The organism is Caulobacter sp. GW821-FHT12D05, from assembly GCF_058807295.1.
In genome coordinates this window covers 159,271-175,659 of sequence record NZ_JBXAQO010000003.1, presented here as the reverse complement: position 1 = coordinate 175,659, position 16,389 = coordinate 159,271, and the positions used below count along the sequence as shown (strand labels likewise).

At 67.8% G+C, this 16,389-nt stretch carries 22 protein-coding genes; 8 read left to right on the top strand and 14 right to left on the bottom strand.

Annotation, left to right across the window (positions count from 1 at the left end; translation table 11 throughout):
- The first annotated feature begins 91 nt into the window (after positions 1 to 91).
- Genes ispH through rnhA form a run of 3 tightly spaced genes read left to right on the top strand, consistent with a single transcriptional unit; the run spans position 92 to position 2,493 of the window.
- On the top strand, positions 92 to 1,051 hold the full coding sequence (ispH, locus tag AC1RRR_RS13710; RefSeq protein WP_492813858.1) for a 4-hydroxy-3-methylbut-2-enyl diphosphate reductase: 960 nt from the start codon (positions 92 to 94) through the stop codon (positions 1,049 to 1,051).
- A 42-nt stretch (positions 1,052 to 1,093) separates the two neighbouring features.
- Positions 1,094 to 2,047 (top strand): homoserine kinase, encoded by a 954-nt coding sequence (gene thrB / locus AC1RRR_RS13705; protein WP_492813856.1) that lies wholly within the window; start codon positions 1,094 to 1,096, stop codon positions 2,045 to 2,047.
- Positions 2,044 to 2,493, top strand: a complete 450-nt coding sequence (gene rnhA, locus AC1RRR_RS13700) for a ribonuclease HI (RefSeq protein WP_492813854.1) — start codon at positions 2,044 to 2,046, stop codon at positions 2,491 to 2,493. Before thrB ends, rnhA begins: the two co-directional genes overlap by 4 nt.
- A gap of 12 nt (positions 2,494 to 2,505) precedes the next feature.
- Here the strand turns inward: rnhA and AC1RRR_RS13695 are convergent, their stop codons facing one another.
- On the bottom strand, positions 2,506 to 2,925 hold the full coding sequence (locus AC1RRR_RS13695; RefSeq protein WP_492813852.1) for a rhodanese-like domain-containing protein: 420 nt from the start codon (positions 2,923 to 2,925) through the stop codon (positions 2,506 to 2,508).
- Between the two features lie 87 nt (positions 2,926 to 3,012).
- On the opposite strand from AC1RRR_RS13695, the gene ftrA reads away from it, so the two are divergent.
- Entirely contained in the window at positions 3,013 to 3,966 is a 954-nt protein-coding gene (gene ftrA / locus AC1RRR_RS13690; protein WP_492813850.1) for a transcriptional regulator FtrA, read from the top strand.
- On the opposite strand, the gene AC1RRR_RS13685 is transcribed toward ftrA, so the two are convergent.
- The gene (locus tag AC1RRR_RS13685; RefSeq protein ID WP_492813849.1) at positions 3,963 to 4,337 is read right to left on the bottom strand and encodes a winged helix-turn-helix transcriptional regulator; all 375 of its coding nucleotides are present in this window, start codon (positions 4,335 to 4,337) and stop codon (positions 3,963 to 3,965) included. The genes ftrA and AC1RRR_RS13685 overlap by 4 nt on opposite strands.
- 75 nt (positions 4,338 to 4,412) lie before the next feature.
- On the opposite strand from AC1RRR_RS13685, the gene AC1RRR_RS13680 reads away from it, so the two are divergent.
- Together AC1RRR_RS13680 and AC1RRR_RS13675 are read left to right on the top strand one after the other, a co-directional pair.
- Positions 4,413 to 5,267, top strand: a complete 855-nt coding sequence (locus AC1RRR_RS13680; protein WP_492813848.1) for an SDR family oxidoreductase — start codon at positions 4,413 to 4,415, stop codon at positions 5,265 to 5,267.
- Positions 5,268 to 5,340: 73 nt separating this feature from the next.
- Entirely contained in the window at positions 5,341 to 5,829 is a 489-nt protein-coding gene (locus AC1RRR_RS13675; protein ID WP_492813846.1) for a recombinase family protein, read from the top strand.
- Here AC1RRR_RS13675 and AC1RRR_RS13670 read toward each other — a convergent pair.
- The 5 genes from AC1RRR_RS13670 to AC1RRR_RS13650 all read right to left on the bottom strand — a co-directional run bounded on the left by AC1RRR_RS13670 (position 5,826) and on the right by AC1RRR_RS13650 (position 9,551).
- On the bottom strand, positions 5,826 to 6,587 hold the full coding sequence (locus AC1RRR_RS13670; RefSeq protein WP_492813844.1) for an ABC transporter permease: 762 nt from the start codon (positions 6,585 to 6,587) through the stop codon (positions 5,826 to 5,828). The two genes, AC1RRR_RS13675 and AC1RRR_RS13670, sit on opposite strands and share 4 nt — an antisense overlap.
- Positions 6,584 to 7,537: an ABC transporter ATP-binding protein gene (locus tag AC1RRR_RS13665; RefSeq protein WP_492815240.1), complete on the bottom strand. Its 954-nt coding sequence runs from the start codon at positions 7,535 to 7,537 to the stop codon at positions 6,584 to 6,586. Before AC1RRR_RS13665 ends, AC1RRR_RS13670 begins: the two co-directional genes overlap by 4 nt.
- A 101-nt stretch (positions 7,538 to 7,638) precedes the next feature.
- Positions 7,639 to 8,100 carry an NfeD family protein gene (locus AC1RRR_RS13660; RefSeq protein WP_492813843.1) on the bottom strand — a complete coding sequence of 154 codons (462 nt, stop codon included), beginning with the start codon at positions 8,098 to 8,100 and terminating at the stop codon, positions 7,639 to 7,641.
- A gap of 4 nt (positions 8,101 to 8,104) precedes the next feature.
- A complete protein-coding gene (locus AC1RRR_RS13655) occupies positions 8,105 to 9,100 on the bottom strand; it encodes an SPFH domain-containing protein (protein WP_492813841.1) in 996 nt (331 codons plus the stop codon).
- Positions 9,101 to 9,131: 31 nt separating this feature from the next.
- Positions 9,132 to 9,551 carry a TIGR02301 family protein gene (locus AC1RRR_RS13650; RefSeq protein ID WP_492813840.1) on the bottom strand — a complete coding sequence of 140 codons (420 nt, stop codon included), beginning with the start codon at positions 9,549 to 9,551 and terminating at the stop codon, positions 9,132 to 9,134.
- Between the two features lie 191 nt (positions 9,552 to 9,742).
- Between AC1RRR_RS13650 and AC1RRR_RS13645 the strand changes: the two genes are divergently transcribed.
- Positions 9,743 to 9,952: a hypothetical protein gene (locus AC1RRR_RS13645; RefSeq protein ID WP_492813839.1), complete on the top strand. Its 210-nt coding sequence runs from the start codon at positions 9,743 to 9,745 to the stop codon at positions 9,950 to 9,952.
- On the opposite strand, the gene AC1RRR_RS13640 is transcribed toward AC1RRR_RS13645, so the two are convergent.
- Positions 9,949 to 10,491: a hypothetical protein gene (locus AC1RRR_RS13640; protein ID WP_492813838.1), complete on the bottom strand. Its 543-nt coding sequence runs from the start codon at positions 10,489 to 10,491 to the stop codon at positions 9,949 to 9,951. The genes AC1RRR_RS13645 and AC1RRR_RS13640 overlap by 4 nt on opposite strands.
- A 107-nt stretch (positions 10,492 to 10,598) precedes the next feature.
- Here AC1RRR_RS13640 and AC1RRR_RS13635 point away from each other — a divergent pair, with 107 nt between their 5' ends.
- A complete protein-coding gene (locus tag AC1RRR_RS13635; RefSeq protein ID WP_492813837.1) occupies positions 10,599 to 11,360 on the top strand; it encodes a Crp/Fnr family transcriptional regulator in 762 nt (253 codons plus the stop codon).
- On the opposite strand, the gene AC1RRR_RS13630 is transcribed toward AC1RRR_RS13635, so the two are convergent.
- From AC1RRR_RS13630 to AC1RRR_RS13605, 6 genes are all read right to left on the bottom strand, one after another.
- The gene (locus AC1RRR_RS13630) at positions 11,357 to 12,322 is read right to left on the bottom strand and encodes an NAD(P)H-dependent flavin oxidoreductase (RefSeq protein ID WP_492815238.1); all 966 of its coding nucleotides are present in this window, start codon (positions 12,320 to 12,322) and stop codon (positions 11,357 to 11,359) included. The genes AC1RRR_RS13635 and AC1RRR_RS13630 overlap by 4 nt on opposite strands.
- A gap of 76 nt (positions 12,323 to 12,398) precedes the next feature.
- Positions 12,399 to 13,181, bottom strand: a complete 783-nt coding sequence (locus AC1RRR_RS13625) for an SDR family NAD(P)-dependent oxidoreductase (protein WP_492813835.1) — start codon at positions 13,179 to 13,181, stop codon at positions 12,399 to 12,401.
- A 64-nt stretch (positions 13,182 to 13,245) separates the two neighbouring features.
- Positions 13,246 to 14,007, bottom strand: coding sequence for a site-2 protease family protein (locus AC1RRR_RS13620; protein WP_492813834.1), 762 nt, complete (start codon positions 14,005 to 14,007; stop codon positions 13,246 to 13,248).
- Between the two features lie 18 nt (positions 14,008 to 14,025).
- Positions 14,026 to 14,463 (bottom strand): NUDIX hydrolase, encoded by a 438-nt coding sequence (locus AC1RRR_RS13615; protein ID WP_492813832.1) that lies wholly within the window; start codon positions 14,461 to 14,463, stop codon positions 14,026 to 14,028.
- Positions 14,460 to 15,533, bottom strand: a complete 1,074-nt coding sequence (locus AC1RRR_RS13610) for a patatin-like phospholipase family protein (RefSeq protein WP_492813831.1) — start codon at positions 15,531 to 15,533, stop codon at positions 14,460 to 14,462. The genes AC1RRR_RS13615 and AC1RRR_RS13610 overlap by 4 nt, the downstream gene beginning before the upstream one ends.
- A 10-nt stretch (positions 15,534 to 15,543) precedes the next feature.
- The gene (locus tag AC1RRR_RS13605) at positions 15,544 to 16,341 is read right to left on the bottom strand and encodes a 3-hydroxybutyrate dehydrogenase (protein WP_454713816.1); all 798 of its coding nucleotides are present in this window, start codon (positions 16,339 to 16,341) and stop codon (positions 15,544 to 15,546) included.
- Positions 16,342 to 16,389: the final 48 nt, after the last annotated feature.

Below are 16,389 nucleotides of genomic sequence, written 5' to 3'. Positions count from 1 at the left end.
GGCGTCATGCAGCCTGATAAAGGCATATGCGTGACGTCGCAACGACGCAGACTCCTGGCGCCGGGCCTCTTGAGAGACTAGTTTCCGCGCCATGAACGCCCAGACCCCGATCCGTCGCCCGATCTCGCTCGTGCTGGCCAGCCCGCGCGGCTTCTGCGCCGGGGTGGATCGCGCCATCCAGATCGTCGAACGCGCCGTCGAGAAGTTCGGCGCGCCGGTCTATGTGCGTCACGAGATCGTGCACAACCGCCACGTCGTCGATCGCCTCAAGGCCCTGGGCGCGGTGTTCATCGAGGAGCTGTCCGAGGCGCCCGACGACCGCCCGGTGGTGTTCTCGGCCCACGGCGTGCCCAAGTCGGTGCCGGCCGAGGCCCAGTCGCGGCAGATGATCTATCTGGACGCCACCTGCCCGCTGGTCTCCAAGGTCCATGTCGAGGCCCAGAAGCATTTCGACGCCGGCCGCGAGATCGTGCTGATCGGCCATGCCGGCCACCCGGAAGTGATCGGCACCATGGGCCAGCTGCCGGAAGGCTCGGTGACCCTGATCGAGGACATCAAGGACGCCGCCGCCTGGACGCCCAAGGACGTGTCCAACGTCGCCTTCCTGACCCAGACCACCCTGTCGGTCGACGACACCGCCGACATGATCGCCCTGCTGCGCGAGCGTTTCCCCGACATCGCCGCCCCGCACAAGGAAGACATCTGCTACGCCACCACCAACCGCCAGGACGCGGTCAAGCACCTGGCCGAACAGGCCGAGCTGGTGCTGGTGGTCGGCTCGAAGAACTCATCCAACTCGGTGCGCCTGATGGAAGTCGGCCTGAAGGCCGGCGCCACGGCCGCCCACCTGATCGACGACGCCAGCGGCATCGACTGGGCCTGGTTCGACGGCGTCTCCCGCGTCGGCTTGACCGCCGGAGCCTCGGCCCCGGAAGACCTGGTGCAGGGCGTCATCGACGCCATCTCGGCCCGCTTCGACACCACGGTCGAGGAACTGGTCGAGGCCCGCGAGACCATCACGTTCAAGCTGCCGCGCCTGCTCACCGCATAAGGGCGGCTTGACCGGAGGCCTCGCGTCGAGCAATCCGGCGCCATGGCCGTCTATACCGACATCACCGACCAAGAACTCGCGACCTTCCTGGAAGGCTACGACCTGGGCGCCGCGCTGGCGTTCAAGGGCATCGCCGAGGGCGTGGAGAACTCCAACTTCCTGCTGGAGACGGAGAAGGGCCGCTACATCCTCACCGTCTACGAGCGGCGGGTGAAGGCCGAGGAGCTGCCCTACTTCCTCAACATGCTGACCTGGCTGGCCGACAAGGGTTATCCCAGCGCCCGGCCGATCGCCGACCGCAAGGGCGCCACGCTGTCGACCCTGCGCGGCAAGGCCGCCGCGATCGTCGAGTTCCTGCCCGGCCTGTCGGTGCGCAAGCCGACCGCCGCCCACTGCCGCGAAGCCGGCGAAGGCCTAGCCTGGCTGCATCTGGCCGGCGAGGGTTATCCGGCCCGCCGCGCCAACGACCTGGGTCAGAGCGCCTGGGCGCCGCTGTTTTCCAAGCACCGCAAGGCGGCCGAGGACCTCAAGCCGGGCCTGTCGGCGACCATCGACAACGACCTGGCCCAGCTGTCCTTGATGTGGCCGCGTAACCTGCCGTCGGGTACGATCCACGCCGACTATTTCCCGGACAACGTCTTCTTCCAGCCGGACGGCAAGTTCGCCGCCGCGATCGACTTCTATTTCGCCTGCGACGACAGCTACGCCTATGACGTGGCCGTGACCCTGAACGCCTGGTGCTTCGAGGCCGACGGCAGCTTCAACATCACCGCCGCCAAGGCGCTGCTGAACGGCTATGAGCGCCGCCGGCCCTTGAGCCCGGCCGAGAAGGAAGCCCTGCCGATCCTGGCGCGCGGGGCGGCCATGCGCTTCTTCCTGACCCGCTTGGCCGACTGGGGTTCGACGCCCGCCGGCGCCCTCGTTAGGCCCAAGGATCCGCTGGAGTACGAGCGCAAGCTGGCCGTCCACCGCGAAGGGCTCGTGCTGTTCGCATGACGCCCAAGGTCACGATCTATACCGACGGCGCCTGCAAGGGGAATCCCGGCCCGGGCGGCTGGGGCGCCATCCTGTTCTATGGCGACAAGAAGAAAGAAATCTGCGGCGGCGAGCCGGCGACCACCAACAACCGCATGGAGTTGATGGGCGCGATCTCGGCGCTGGAGCTCTTGAATCGCCCCTGCAAAGTCGAGCTGCACACCGACAGCCAGTACGTGATGAAGGGCATCCAGGAGTGGATCAAGGGCTGGAAAGCCCGCGGCTGGAAGACGGCCGACAAGAGCCCCGTCAAGAACGACGACCTGTGGAAGCGGCTCGACGCCGCGCGCGCGCGGCACGACGTCGACTGGCGCTGGGTCAAGGGTCACGCCGGCCATCCGCTGAACGAGCGCGCCGACGCGCTCGCCAACGAAGGCCTGCGCAAGGCCAATCCCCGGTTCGTTTAGGCCCCGCTTCGTTTAGGCGGCAAGGCTGCCGGGTTCCGAGCCGGTGGCGAAGGCCAGGCCTTCGTCTTCCCAGCCGGTGATGCCGCCGATCATCAGCTTCACGGGCCGGCCCAGCTGGGCCAGCTTCAGCGCGGCGCGGTCGGCGCCGTTGCAGTGCGGGCCGGCGCAATAGACCACGAACAGCGTGCTGGCGGGCCACTCGGCCATCCGGTCGAACGTCATGTCGGCATGGCGCAGGTGGATCGCGCCCGGCACGTGGCGGCGGGCATAGGCTTCGGGCGAGCCGACGACATGCAGCAGGACGAAGTCGACCTTGCCGGCCTTCATGGAGGCGGCGACGTCGGCGCAGTCGGTCTCCAGCGACAGGCGCGCGGCGAAGTGGGCGGCGGCGTCGCGGAAGGACGCGGCGGGGATCTCGGACACGTAGCTCATGGCGCTCTCCAGCAGTTGATGAGCTGAGACTTGCCGCATGCCGCCTAGTCGCGTTAGCTGGCGAGATCGACACTGAGCGTAAAGATCATGCCAAACCGTCTTGTCGTCGCCCTTGCCTATGACGGCCTCTGCACCTTCGAGTACGGGGTGGCGGTGGAGCTGTTCGCCCTGCCCCGGCCGGAGATGGGCGATGACTGGTACCGCTTCGCCACGGCCGCCGTGGAGCCAGGCGATCTGCGCGGCCTGGGCGGGGTGCGGATCGTCGGCGATGGCGGGCTGGAGCTGCTCTCGCAGGCCAGCGTCATCGTGGCGCCGGGCTGGCGCGGGATGGATCAGCCCGTGCCGGCACCGCTGATCGAGGCCTTGCGGGCGGCCCATGCCAAGGGCGCGCGGCTGATGTCGATCTGTTCAGGCGTCTTCGTGCTGGCGGCGACGGGCCTGCTGGACGGGCGGCGGGCCACGACCCACTGGCGTTATGCCGACGCCCTGCGCGAGCGCTACCCGGCGATCCAGGTCCAGCCGGACGTGCTGTATGTCGACGAGGGCGACCTGCTGACCTCCGCTGGCAGCGCGGCTGGCATCGACCTCGGTTTGCACCTGATCCGCCGCGACTTCGGCCCCGAGGCCGCTAATACGGTGGCCCGCAGGCTGGTGGTGCCGCCACACCGCGACGGCGGCCAGGCGCAGTTCGTGCAGCGGCCGGTGCCGGTGGCGCACGAAGCATCACGCCTGGGACCGATCCTGGACCGCATGCGCGGCGACCTCTCGCGGGCCTACACCATCAAGGCCCTGGCCGACGCGGCCGGGATGAGCGAGCGAACCTTCCTGCGGCGGTTCGAGGCGGCTACCGGCGACACTCCGGCGCGCTGGCTGCTGGCCGAGCGGATGAACCGGGCGCGGGATCTACTGGAGACCTCGCCCGCCGGCATCGACCAGATCGCGGAAGCGGTCGGTCTGGGCGCGCCGGCCTTGCGGCATCACTTCCGCCGACAGTTCTCGACGACGCCAAGCGCGTACCGGGCACGGTTCGCGCAGGCCTAGGCCGGCTCCCGCGCCACGATCCGCTCGATGTTGAGCTCGATCCAGTCGGCCAGGCCGCGCACCTTCTCGGCGACCTCCAGGCCCAGCGGCGTCAGGCTGTATTCAACGTGCGGCGGCACGACCTGATAGGCCACGCGGCGCACGAAGCCGTCGCCTTCCAGCTGTTGCAGGGTCTGGGCCAGCATCCGCTCGCTGACGCCGCCGATGCCTCGCCGCAGTTCGCTGAAGCGCCGCGTGCCGGTCTCCAGGGCGATCAGCACCAGCACACCCCAGCGGCTGGTGACATGCATCAGCACGCCACGCGACGGGCAGTCGGGCTCCATCAGGTCGCCGCGCGCCAGTCTTTCGGAGAGGGTCGTCTTTTCTTTCATACTTACATTCATGTACGTACTTACGGAAAGTAAGCAAGGCGCCCAGATCGCTTCCGTCATCAACGGAGAACGATCATGACCATCGCCGTCACCGGAGCCACCGGCCAGCTGGGCCGCCTCGTCATCGAAGACCTGAAGACCCGCGTCCCGGCCGGCGACATCGTCGCCCTGGCTCGCGATCCGGCCAAGGCGGCCGACCTGGGCGTCACGGTCCGCGCCGCCGACTACGCCCAGCCCGAGACCCTTGCCGCCGCGCTCCAAGGCGTCGACACCCTGCTGCTAATTTCCAGCGACGCCGTCGGCCAGCGCGTGGCCCAGCATCGCAATGTCATCGAGGCCGCCAAGGCCGTCGGCGTGAAGCGGATCGCCTACACCAGCATCCTGCGCGCCGACACGACGCCGATCGCTCTGGCCGAGGAGCACATCGCCACCGAGGCGCTGATCAAGGCCTCGGGCCTGACCTACGCCCTGCTGCGCAACGGCTGGTACTTCGAGAACTACACCAGCAGCCTGGCCGGCGCGATCGCGGCTGGGGCCATCATCGGCGCCTCTGGCGAGGGCAGGATCTCGGCCGCCACGCGCCGTGACTATGCGCAGGCCGCCGCCGTCGTGGTCGCCACGCCGGACGCCGAGAACCGGGTCTATGAGCTGGCTGGCGACACCGCCTTCACCCGCGCCGACCTTGCCGCCGAGGTCTCGCGCCAGACCGGCAAGGTCATCGCCTATAACGACCTGCCCGAGGCGACCTATGCCGGCATCCTGGAGAGCTTTGGCCTGCCGGCGCCGTTCGCGGCGATCCTGGCGCAGTCGGATGTCGGCGCGGGCCAAGGCGGGCTGTTCGATGACGGCCACACGCTGTCGCGCCTGATCGGCCGTCCGACGACGTCGCTGACCGATGCGGTCGCGCAGGCCCTGAAGACCGCCGACTAGGAAGCTGTGGGCGGCTGGCCGGCGGCGGCGGAAAGTCCTCGCCAACGGCCGGCCGGTTTGCCAAGCACCGAGGATGAAACTCGTCGGCTACTACCGCGTGCCGCCCGTGCGCGGGATCTTCTTCAGCCCCGCCCAGGAGGAGCGCCTGCTGCTCTCGGGCTGCGAGGAGGTGTTCAGCGACCGGTGCCTGGCTTCCGGCGTCGTGCGGCCGGGCCTGGCGCGGGCGGTCGAGGCGCTGGGAGCGGGCGGCGCACTGGCCGTGCCCAGCTTCCATGCCCTGGGCGGCGACATGGCCGGCCTGGTCGACGCCGTGCTGAAGCTGAAGGCGCGGGGCCTGCACCTGGTCGTGCAGCAGCCGCCGGTCGACACACGGACCGATCCCGGCTTCTTCGACACCTGCGAGATGCTGATGGGCTTCAGCCGCGAACGGCCGATGGTCCGCGCCGCCGAGACGGCCCTGATCGCCAAGGGCGGCAAGGCCGGCGGCATGAAGGGCCTGAAAACAGCGTCCCCGATCGAGACCGAAGTCGAGACCGAGGACGCTCCGGAAGACGAGGACTAGACCTTTAGGCGATAGCCGGTCTTGAAGATCCACCAGACGGCCGTCAGGCACACGGCCAGGAACACAGCGGTCATGCCCAGGCTGACGCCGACCCCGACGTCCGACTGGCCGTAGAAGGCCCAGCGGAAACCGCTGACCAGATAGACCACCGGGTTGAACAGGGTGATCTTCTGCCAGATCTCCGGCAGCATCTTGATCGAGTAGAAGCTGCCGCCCAGGAAGGTCAGCGGCGTGATGATCAGCGCCGGCACGATCTGCAGCTTCTGGAAGTTGTCGGCCCAGACGCCGATCACGAAGCCGAACAGGCTGAAGGTCACCGCCGTCAGCACCAAAAACAGCAGCATCACGAACGGGTGGGCGATCTCGAACGGCACGAACAGACGGGCCGTGGCCAGGATCAGCAAGCCCAGGCAAATCGACTTGGTCGCCGCCGCCCCGACATAGCCCATCACCGTCTCGACCCACGACACCGGGGCCGACAGCAGCTCATAGATCGTGCCGGCCCATTTGGGCATGTAGATGCCGAACGAGGCGTTGGAGATGCTCTCGCTGAGCAGCGACAGCATGATCAGGCCCGGAATGATGAAGGCGCCATAGCTGACGCCGTCGATGGCCTGCATGCGCGAGCCGATCGCCGAACCGAACACCACGAAATACAGCGAGGTCGAGATGACCGGCGCCAGGATGCTCTGCAGCAGGGTGCGGAACCACCGCGCCATCTCGAAGCGATAGATGGCCTTGATCGCGTGGATGTTCATTGCGGGGCCCTCACCAGGCTGACGAAGATGTCTTCCAGAGAGCTCTGGTCGGTCTGCAGGTCCTTGAAGTCGACGCCGTTCTCGGAGAGGCGCTTCAGAAGGTCGGCGATGCCGGTGTCGTCGGCCTGGGTGTCGAAGGTGTAGACGAGGTCGGCGCCGTCATTGATCAGGCTCAGCGACGCATCGCCCGCCAGCCCGGCCGGCAAGGCCGTCAGCGGCTCGCGCAGATGCACGGTCAGTTGCTTCTTGCCCAGCTTGCGCATGAGGACGGTCTTGTCCTCGACCAGGATGATCTCGCCCTTGTTGATCACCCCGATCCGGTCGGCCATCTCCTCGGCCTCCTCGATATAGTGGGTGGTCAGGATGATGGTGACGCCGTTCTCGCGAAGCTGGCGGACCATCTCCCACATGTCGCGGCGCAGCTCGACGTCGACGCCGGCGGTGGGCTCGTCCAGGAACAGGATGGTCGGCTCGTGGCTCAGCGCCTTGGCGATCATCACCCGGCGCTTCATGCCGCCCGACAGCGCCATGATCTTGCTGTCCTTCTTGTCCCACAAGGACAGGTCGCGAAGGATCTTCTCGATCAAGGCGTCATTGCGCGGCTTGCCGAACAGGCCGCGCGAGAAGGTGACCGTGGCCCACACCGTCTCGAAGGCGTCGGTGTTCAGCTCCTGCGGCACCAGGCCGATCTTGGTGCGGGCGGCGCGGTAGTCCTTCACCACGTCATGGCCGTCGGCCAGGACGACGCCCTGGCTGGGGTTCACGATCCCGCAGATGATGCTGATCAGGGTGGTCTTGCCCGCCCCATTGGGCCCCAGCAGGGCGAAGATCTCGCCTTGCCGGATGTCCAGGTCGATCGTCTTCAGGGCCTGATGGCCCGACGCATAGGTCTTGTTCAGACCCTTTACCGATATGATTGAAGTCACGCCGTCTCCCCTAAACGCGACGATGCAGCGTCGCGCATGCCCTGCTAGGTGGCTGATGCCCGGCTAAATGGTGTCGCCGGCGTCGGATAACAGGGGCAGTGGCCGTCTTCTGTCAGCAGGTGTCGTCAGGTCGGGATCTTGCGGACCTTCAGCACCGCGCCGTCGACCCCGATGACCACGACCTCCTGGCTGATCGCCGGGATCGGCTCATCGGTCTCGGCCGCCCAGTCCTTGCCGTCGACGAACACCCGGCCACGGCCCTGCTCGAAGGTCGACAGCACCTGGCCGCGCTGGCCGATCAGCCGTTGGGTGGAGTCGTTGAGGTCGGGACTATTGGGCTCCAGCACGGGCCGCAAATAGCGCCGGGCCAGCAGGGTCGTGGCGATGGTCAGGGCCGCGAACAGGCCGACATCGGCCAGCAGGCCCGGATGCACCAGCTGGGCTATGGCCCCGACGACAAAGGCGCTGGCGGCCGGCCACAAGAGCCAGCCGGTGCCGGTCGAGACCTCGACGGCCAGGATGGCGGCGGCGACCGCCAGCCAGACCCAGAACGGATGCAGCGCGTAGAAGCTTCCCAAGCCGTCCATCGTGTCAGGCTCCGCGCTTGCCGCCGGTCGGCGTGGTGGTGGAAGCGCTCGACGCGGAAGACGACGAACGCGCCGCCGGCGCAGCGCGCGGCGTGTCCGCGCCCAGGCTCTTGATCAGCTCGCTGACGCCCGCGACGGTCCCGGTCAGACCGGAGAAGTCAGCCGGCACGATGACCGTCTTCTGCTGCGGGCTGCGGGCCAGCTCGCCGAACGCTTCGACATATTTCTGGGCGATGAAGTAGTTGATCGCGTTGACGTCGCCCTTGGAGATGGCCTCCGACACGAAGGCCGTCGCCTTGGCTTCGGCCTCGGCTTCGCGCTCGCGGGCCTCGGCGTCGCGGAAGGCGGCCTCGCGGCGGCCTTCGGCCTGCAGAATGGCCGACTGCTTCTGGCCCTCGGCGCGAGCGATCTGGGACTGCTTCTCGCCCTCGGCCTCGGTGATCACCGCGCGGCGCTCGCGCTCGGCCTTCATCTGGCGGGCCATGGCGTTGGTGATGTCGGACGGCGGCGTCAGGTCCTTGATCTCGATCCGAGCCACCTTCACGCCCCAGGGGCCGGTGGCGTGATCGATGGTCGAGAGCAGGCGGGTGTTGATCTGGTCGCGCTGGCTCAGCACCTCGTCCAGCTCCAGCGAGCCGACCACGGTGCGCAGGTTGGTCTGGGCCAGCTGGGTGATGGCGTAGATCAGGTTGTCGACGCGATAGGCGGCGGCCGCGGCGTCCATCACCTGGATGAAGACGATGGCGTCGACCTTCACCGACACGTTGTCCTTGGTGATGACCTCCTGCTGGGGCACCTCCAGGACCTGCTCCATCACATTGACCTTGCGGCCGATGGACTCGAAGAACGGGGTCAGGATGGTGATGCCGGGCTTGAGGGTCCGGGTGTAACGGCCGAAGCGCTCGACGGTGAACTCGCGGCCCTGCGGCACGATCTTGATCGCGCTGAACAGCAGCACGAACGCAAAGCCCAGGAAAATCAGAACGACGACGCTGCCCAAGACTTTGCTCCCAACCTACTTTGGGTGGAGCTTAGCGCGGCCCTTCGTCGTCCGCCATGGAATCCGGTTCGCGATGCGCCTGGCGGACCGACTGCGACATCTTCTGGGCCTGGGACTGGCCCTTGCGCGAGACCTGCTGCTCGGCCTTCCGACTGGCGTCGTCGCAGGTCGGATACTCGCTGCGGCGCGAGGCGAAGCCGGTGTTGAACCGCTCGCGCATCTGGGCGTCGAAGGCCTGGTCGGCCTGCTCCACCTCGGTCAGCCGCACCATGCGCGAGCGCCAGTACTGGTCGGTCTCGCCCTGGCAGACCTGGCGCAGGGCGTGGCTCTCGCCCAGCGTATAGGCCAGGTCCAGGAGGCGCTGACGGTCCTTCGCATCCCGCTCCTGAGCCAGGACGGGCGTGACGACGAGGGCGGCCAGAACGGCGCCGATGAGGAACGGACGCGACATGCCGTCAGTTATCATCAAAGCCCCCTCACCTGTCATCAGCCCGCGCCCAAAAGGCGAGAAACGGGACGTCGAAGCTTGGGGGCAAGCCTGGGGACAAATGTCCCCCGGTGTCAAAAAAGCTTTGACGATAAAGGCCTTGCGATCGCCACAGATCGGGTCTTTCCTGTGGATACTGCAAGGAGGTCAAGCCCATGACTGAGGTGCATTACGGTGTCGTGCGCGTCGGTGACCGCTGGTCGATCATCGGAGACAATCTGCGTTTCGGCGCCTACGAGACGCGCGGCGAAGCCCGCGATGCGGCTCGCCGCCTGGCCGAACATCCGGCCGGTCTAGGCCTGCCCGTGATGCTGCACGTGCAGGAAGAGGACTGGGTGCTGCCCCGTCCGACGCAGCTGAGCTAGGCCTCGGCCGCCTCCTCATCCTCGCCGTACAGCAACGGCTTGAGCACGCGCCATACCTGCAAGGCCGAGGCGACCGCGCCGACGATCGAGGCGACGACCTGGAACGCATTCCAGACGAAGCTGATCAACGGGTCCTCGCCCAGCATGGCGACCAGCGGGTAGATCAGGTGGCTGACCGTGATCCGGAACTGGGCATAGGCCTCTGAGTACTCGACCGACGCCCCGGCGATCGCGGCCGTGACCACGACGGCCAGCACCGGCGCCCAGAGCAGCGGCAGGATCAGCAGCAGGGCCAGGGCCGTGATCAGCGACTTGGTGCTCAGGCCCACGTCCTTGACGACGGTGATGCCGACACCGGCGATCACGGCCAAGCCCAGCAGCGCGAAGGCGACCGGCAGGGTCAGGTCGGCGGTGTCCGCCACTGGCATGCCGACGGCGAAGACCATCACCGCCATCACCAGCAAGGTAACGACGAACGCCCCCAGCCACAGGGCGCCGTACTGGCTGAGCCGCCGCCTCAGATGTCGTTTCGCGATCATCGCCGCCTCCCCGTCGGCAGAAGGGTGCTTCGGAAGAGTCTCGCCGTCCACGGGAAACTAAGCCGTGCGCTGTGCGCTTTACCCGTCGAGCTTCACGGGAGATCAGCATGTCCGCCCTCGCCCGCATCGTCCGCAGCACCGTCGAAGGTGACGCCGCGCCGCCCTATGCCTCCAACCGCCTGCTGGCGGCCCTGCGCGCCGAGGCGCTGACCGCGCTCGCGCCCTATCTGGTGCTGGTCGACCTGCCCGCCGACGCGGTGCTGTTCGACGCCGGCGACGACGTCGAGCACACCTATATGCCCTGCGGCCCGACCCAGGTTTCGCTGCTGGTCGTCACCTCGGACGGCCAGGAAATCGAGGCCGCCAGCATCGGCTTCGAAGGCGCGATCGGCGGCGTGGTCAGCGCCGGCTTCAAGCCCGCCTACGGCCGCGCCGTGGTCCGCGTTCAGGGCCGCGCCTTCTGCATCCCGACCGCGCGGCTGGAGGAGATCAAGACCCAGCATCCGGTCGTGGCCGACCTCTTTGATCGCGCCGCCGACGTCTTCATCGCCCAGATGATGCAGGTGGCGGCCTGCAACGCCCTGCACCCGATCGAGCAGCGCGCCTGCCGCTGGCTGCTGTTCGCGCACGACCGTTCGGGCGACGAGCCGATCCGCCTGACCCAGGAGACCCTGGCCCAGATGCTGGGCGTGCAGCGCACGACGATCAGCGCCGTCGCCCGCGTGCTGCAGGACAACGGGATCATCCACATCGGCCGCGGCCGGGTCGAGATCCTGGACCGCCCGGCCCTCGAGAAACGCGCCTGCGAGTGCCACGACGCGGTCGAGACCCACTTCAAGCGGATCCTGCCGAAGTTCGAGACCCCCTAGGTCCGGAAGGCGCTGGCCCGGTCGAGCGCGCCTTCCGCCTCGCTGACCAGCCGCGCGACGATCTCGGCCGCCGGCAGCACCTCGCGCACGCCACCGGCGCTCTGACCCATGGCGAAGCAGGACTTCTCAGGATCCAGGCCCTCGACCTGGCCGCCGATGCCGCCCATCGCGCCATTGCGGATCGAGACCATGGCCTGCTGCGGGAAGGGCTGGATGTCGGCCGGCCGGCTCTCCCAGTCGTCGACATAGGGGTTCTTGCGCACCCGCATCGGCTTGCCCGAGTAGCAGCGGGTGCGGACGGTGTCCTCGTCGGCGGCCTCGAGGATCGCCTGGCGATAGAGGTCGCCGGCATGGGCTTCGGTCGCGGCGATGAACCGGGTGCCCATCCAGACGCCTTGGGCGCCCAGGGCCAAAGATGCCGCAAGGCCCCGGCCGTCGTGCAGGCCGCCGGCGGCGATCACCGGAATCTTCACAGCTTCGACCGCTTGGGCGACCAGCGGCAGCGTCCCGACCAGGCCGGTGTGGCCGCCGCCCTCGCCGCCCTGGCAGATGACGGCGTCGCAGCCGGCCTGTTCGGCTTTCACGGCGTGCTTCACCGCCCCGCAGACCACCATGACTTTCAGGCCGGCCTTCTTGAGCCGCTCGATGATCGGCAGCGGCACGCCCAGGCCGGCGATGAAGGAACTGGCGCCCTCCTCGATGATGACCTCGACGCTCGCGGTCAGAGCATCCGGCGTGGCGGCCAAGAGATCGACGCCGAACGGCTTGTCAGTCAGCGAGCGGACTTCCCGCATCTGGCTGCGGATGAAGTCCGGCGAGGTTCCGGCCATGCCCAGCACGCCATAGCCGCCGGCGTTCGACACCGCCGCCGCCAGGGGCGCGTAGGAGACGCCGCCCATGCCGGCCAGCAGGATCGGATGCTGGATATCCAGAAGATCGCAGAGCGGCGTGCGCAGGCCCATGATCGTTCCTCCCATGTTTCCAGGGAGGATTTCGGCCTCTGCCCAGCGCGGCAAGCGTGCCGCGAGGTTAGCCGCCCTAGAAGATCGAGTATCCGCCGTCGATGACGATGGTCGTGCCCGACTGGTAGCTGGACGCGTCCGAGGCCAGGTAGACGGCCATGCCGCCGAAATCTTCGGGCTCGCCCCAGCGGCGGGCCGGCACGCGGGGGATGACCTTTTCGGCAAAGGCGGCGTTGCCTTGCGCGCCGGCCGTCATGTCAGTGGCGATCCAGCCGGGCAGGATGGCGTTGGCGCGTACGCCGTAGCGAGCGTGCTCGACCGCGACCGACTTGATCATCGAGATCACCGCGCCCTTGGTCGCGGCATAGGCCTCGTTGCGGGCCGCGCCCTCGATGGCGGCCAACGAGGCGATGCCGACCAGCGAGCCGCCGGCGTCGCCGGTCTTGGCCCGCTCGACCATGTGGCGGCAGGCCTCGCGCAGGGTGAAGAACACGCCGTCCAGATTGACCGACAGCACCTTGCGATAGGTCTCGGTCTTCATCTCGACGAACGAGGGCGAGCCGTAGCCGATGCCGGCGTTGGCGAAGACACTGTCGACCCGGCCCATGGCGGCCACGGCCTCTTCCATGCCTTCGCGGACCTGAGCCTCGTCGGCAACGTCGACGGTCTGGGCCTTCACCCGGACGCCCAGACTGGTCAGCTGCTTTTCGGCCTCGAGATTGCGCTCGGGGTTGGAGCCCCAGATGACGATGTCGGCGCCGGCCTGGGCCATCGCCTTGGCCATGCCAAGGCCGATGCCGCGATTGCCGCCGGTGACCAGGGCCACCTTGCCCGACAGGTTGAACGGCGCGTAGGCCATGGCGAACCCTCCCTCATTCTTCTTGAAACGCTTGTTTGAAGAAGAAGCGGTCAGGCCGTCGCGGTCAAGAGCCCCAGAAGTGGAAGGCCTGCCAGCCGCTGGCGATCGCCCCGCGCGGCACGGCCAGCAGGTCGGTGATCGCCAGGGCCGCGCCGAAGATGAAACGGCTGGCGCCGGGGACCCAGAAGATCAGGGCGAACAGCAGCAGGAAGCCGACCCGCTCGACCTTGGCCATCGCCGCGCGGACGCCGTCCGGCAGGAACGGCCGGAGGACGCCATAGCCGTCCAGGCCGGGGATCGGCAGCAGGTTCAGGACCAGCGCGCTGGCCTGCAGGAAAGCCAGCATCGAAAGCGCGTTGTACAGCGGCTCCGAGGCGACGAACGGCGAGGCGACGCCCAGCACGATCAGCACCAGCAAGGTCCCCAGCGGCCCGGCCAGCGAGGCCAGCGACCGCCATCCCTTCGACCGCATCAGGTCCTCGCGCAGATAGACCGCCCCGCCCGGAAAGCCGATGCCGCCCAGGGCCAGGGCGATCAGGGGGAAGATGATCGTGGTGACCAGGTCGGAATATTTCAGTGGGTCGAGGGTCAGGTAGCCCTTCTCGACGATGGTCGTATCGCCGGCCTTGTGGGCGGTGAAGGCGTGGCCGAACTCGTGGACGCCGACGCTGAGGATCCAGGCCGCGACGACGAAGGCGAAGGTCAGGACGCCGACCGGCTGGAGCTCAGCCGCCACTGCCCAGCCCAGGCCAACGCAGGCGGCGACCAGGATCAAGGCGTTGGGACTGATCGGGGTGCGCGGCGCGCGGGCTTCGATGACGGTCATCGACGAGATGTCGTGCAGCTAGGCCGGAAGCGCAAGCGTCCCGAACTTCTCGAACGTCTCCGCGATCACCCGCCGGGTTTCGTCCCATTCGACCAGGGCCATGGCCTCGTCCAGGGTCACGAACTTCGCCTCGGCCGCATCGTCGCCAGCCACGGGCTCGCCGGCGGTCCAGTGGGCAGCGTAGTCGATCATCACGTAGTGGCGGGTGATCTCACCGCCGGGGCGCGCCGGAAACACGCCATCGACCACGTCGAGCAGGCCCAGGAGCTCAGCCTCTACACCGGTCTCTTCCTTCAGCTCCCGCAAGGCGGCGACCTGCAAGGTCTCGCCCCATTCCAATCGCCCGCCCGGCAGGCTCCACTGGTTCAGGCGGGGCGGCTGGCCGCGCCGGATCAGCAGCACCTGGTCGCCCTTCAGACAGACGACACCGACGGTCGGGACAGGGTTGCCGCTCATGGGAAACCCACCTTCAGATCGACCGAGGACTTCACCCCGATGCAGTTGCCGCAGTCGGTCAGCCAGGCCTCCGCCGCCTTGCGGCCGCGTTCCTTGAGGTCGGTCAGGAAGCTCCACTCGGTGTCGAACTTGGTCGACAGCGACAGGTCCGCCAGCGGCTTGTCGGCCGTGATGGCGTGGACCAGCATCCGGCGATAACGCCCCCGGGCGTTGTCCTTCAGAAGCCCCTCGTCCAGCAGCTTCTGCACGAAGCCGATGGCCCGCAGCTCCGAGGCCAGCGAGGCGTTGAAGGTGATCTCGTTCAGCCGGTCCATGATCTCGCCCGGCGTCTTGGGCGTCTCATCGCGGACGAAGGGATTCAGGCTGACGATCAGGATGTCATCCGGCGTGTCGTCATAGAACAGCGGCCACAGCGGCGGGTTGGCCAGGAAACCGCCGTCCCAATAGGGCTCGCCGTCGATCTCCACCGCCTGGAACACCTGGGGCAGGCAGGCGCTGGCCATGATGTGGCGGGACGTCAGCTCGGTCTCGCGGAAGATCACCGACTTGCTGGTCCGCACCGCCGTGGCGGCGACATACAGCTTGATCGGGCTCTTCTCGCGGATCTGCTTGAAGGTGATCTCGGCTTCCAGCGTGTCGTGCAGCGGGTTCAGGTTGAACGGGTTGAACTCATAGGGGCTGAGCGACAGGGCGAAGGTCTCGGCCATCCGCCAGCCCGGCGTGTTCTTCAGCCAGTCGGCGCCGCTGCCAAACGCGCCCCCGAAAGCTGAGGTCCAGATCGAGGTGTCGCCGAAGACATTACGGCCGCCCTGCCGGTTCACCTGCCGCCAGAACGAGTCCAGCCGCTTGCGGGCGCCCGCCTTGCCGTCGTCGATCAGACCTTGCGCCAGGCAGACCGCGTTCATCGCACCCGCCGAAGCGGCGGTGACGGCGCGGATCTCCAGATCGTCTTCCTCGAGCAGGCGGTCGAGGACGCCCCATTCGAAAGCGCCATGCGAACCGCCGCCCTGCAGGGCCAGGCTCAGCAGCCGGGGACCGGCGGGTTTCTTCTTGAAGGGCGGGATGGGCACGGGGCCCAGCCTATTGCGCCACCCAGCCGCCGTCGACCTGGAAGGCCGCGCCATTGGCCGAGGCCCCGGCGTCGGAGACCAGATACAGCAGCATGCCGGCCAGCTGGTCGAAGGTGACGAACTGCTTGGTCGGCTGAGCCGCCAGGATCACGTCCTTCATCACGGCCTCTTCCGAAATGCCGCGGGCCTTGGCCTGGTCGGCGATCTGAGCCTCGACCAGCGGGGTCTTCACGAAGCCCGGGCAGATGGCGTTGCAGGTGATGCCGTCCTGGGCGACCTCGAGCGCGACCGTCTTGGTCAGGCCCATGATGCCGTGCTTGGCCGCCACATAGGCCGACTTGAACGGCGAGGCGACCAGGGCGTGGGCCGAGGCGATGTTGATGATCCGCCCGCGCCCCTGCTCCTTCATGATCGGCACCGCCGCCTTGGTGGCGTGGAAGGCCGAGGACAGGTTGATGGCGATGATCAGGTCCCACTTGTCGTCCGGGAACTCCTCGATCGGGGCCACGTGCTGGACGCCGGCGTTGTTCACGAGAATATCCAGCTCGCCGAACTCGGCCTTGGCCGCGCGGACCATGTCGGCGATCTCGATCGGCTTGGTCATGTCGGCGCCGTGATACAGCACCTCGACGCCGTGCTTTTCAGCCATCTCGGCGCGGGCCCGCTCGATGGCGTTCATCTCGCCCAGGCCGTTCATGACGATGTTGCAGCCCTGGGCGGCGAGCGCGTCGGCCAAGGCGTGACCGATGCCGCTGGTGGACCCGGTGACGATGGCGACTTGACCCTGCAAACCGAAATCGACGGCCATTCACGCGCTCCTAAGGCAACGCCCCAATGATATTGCAACGCAACATAT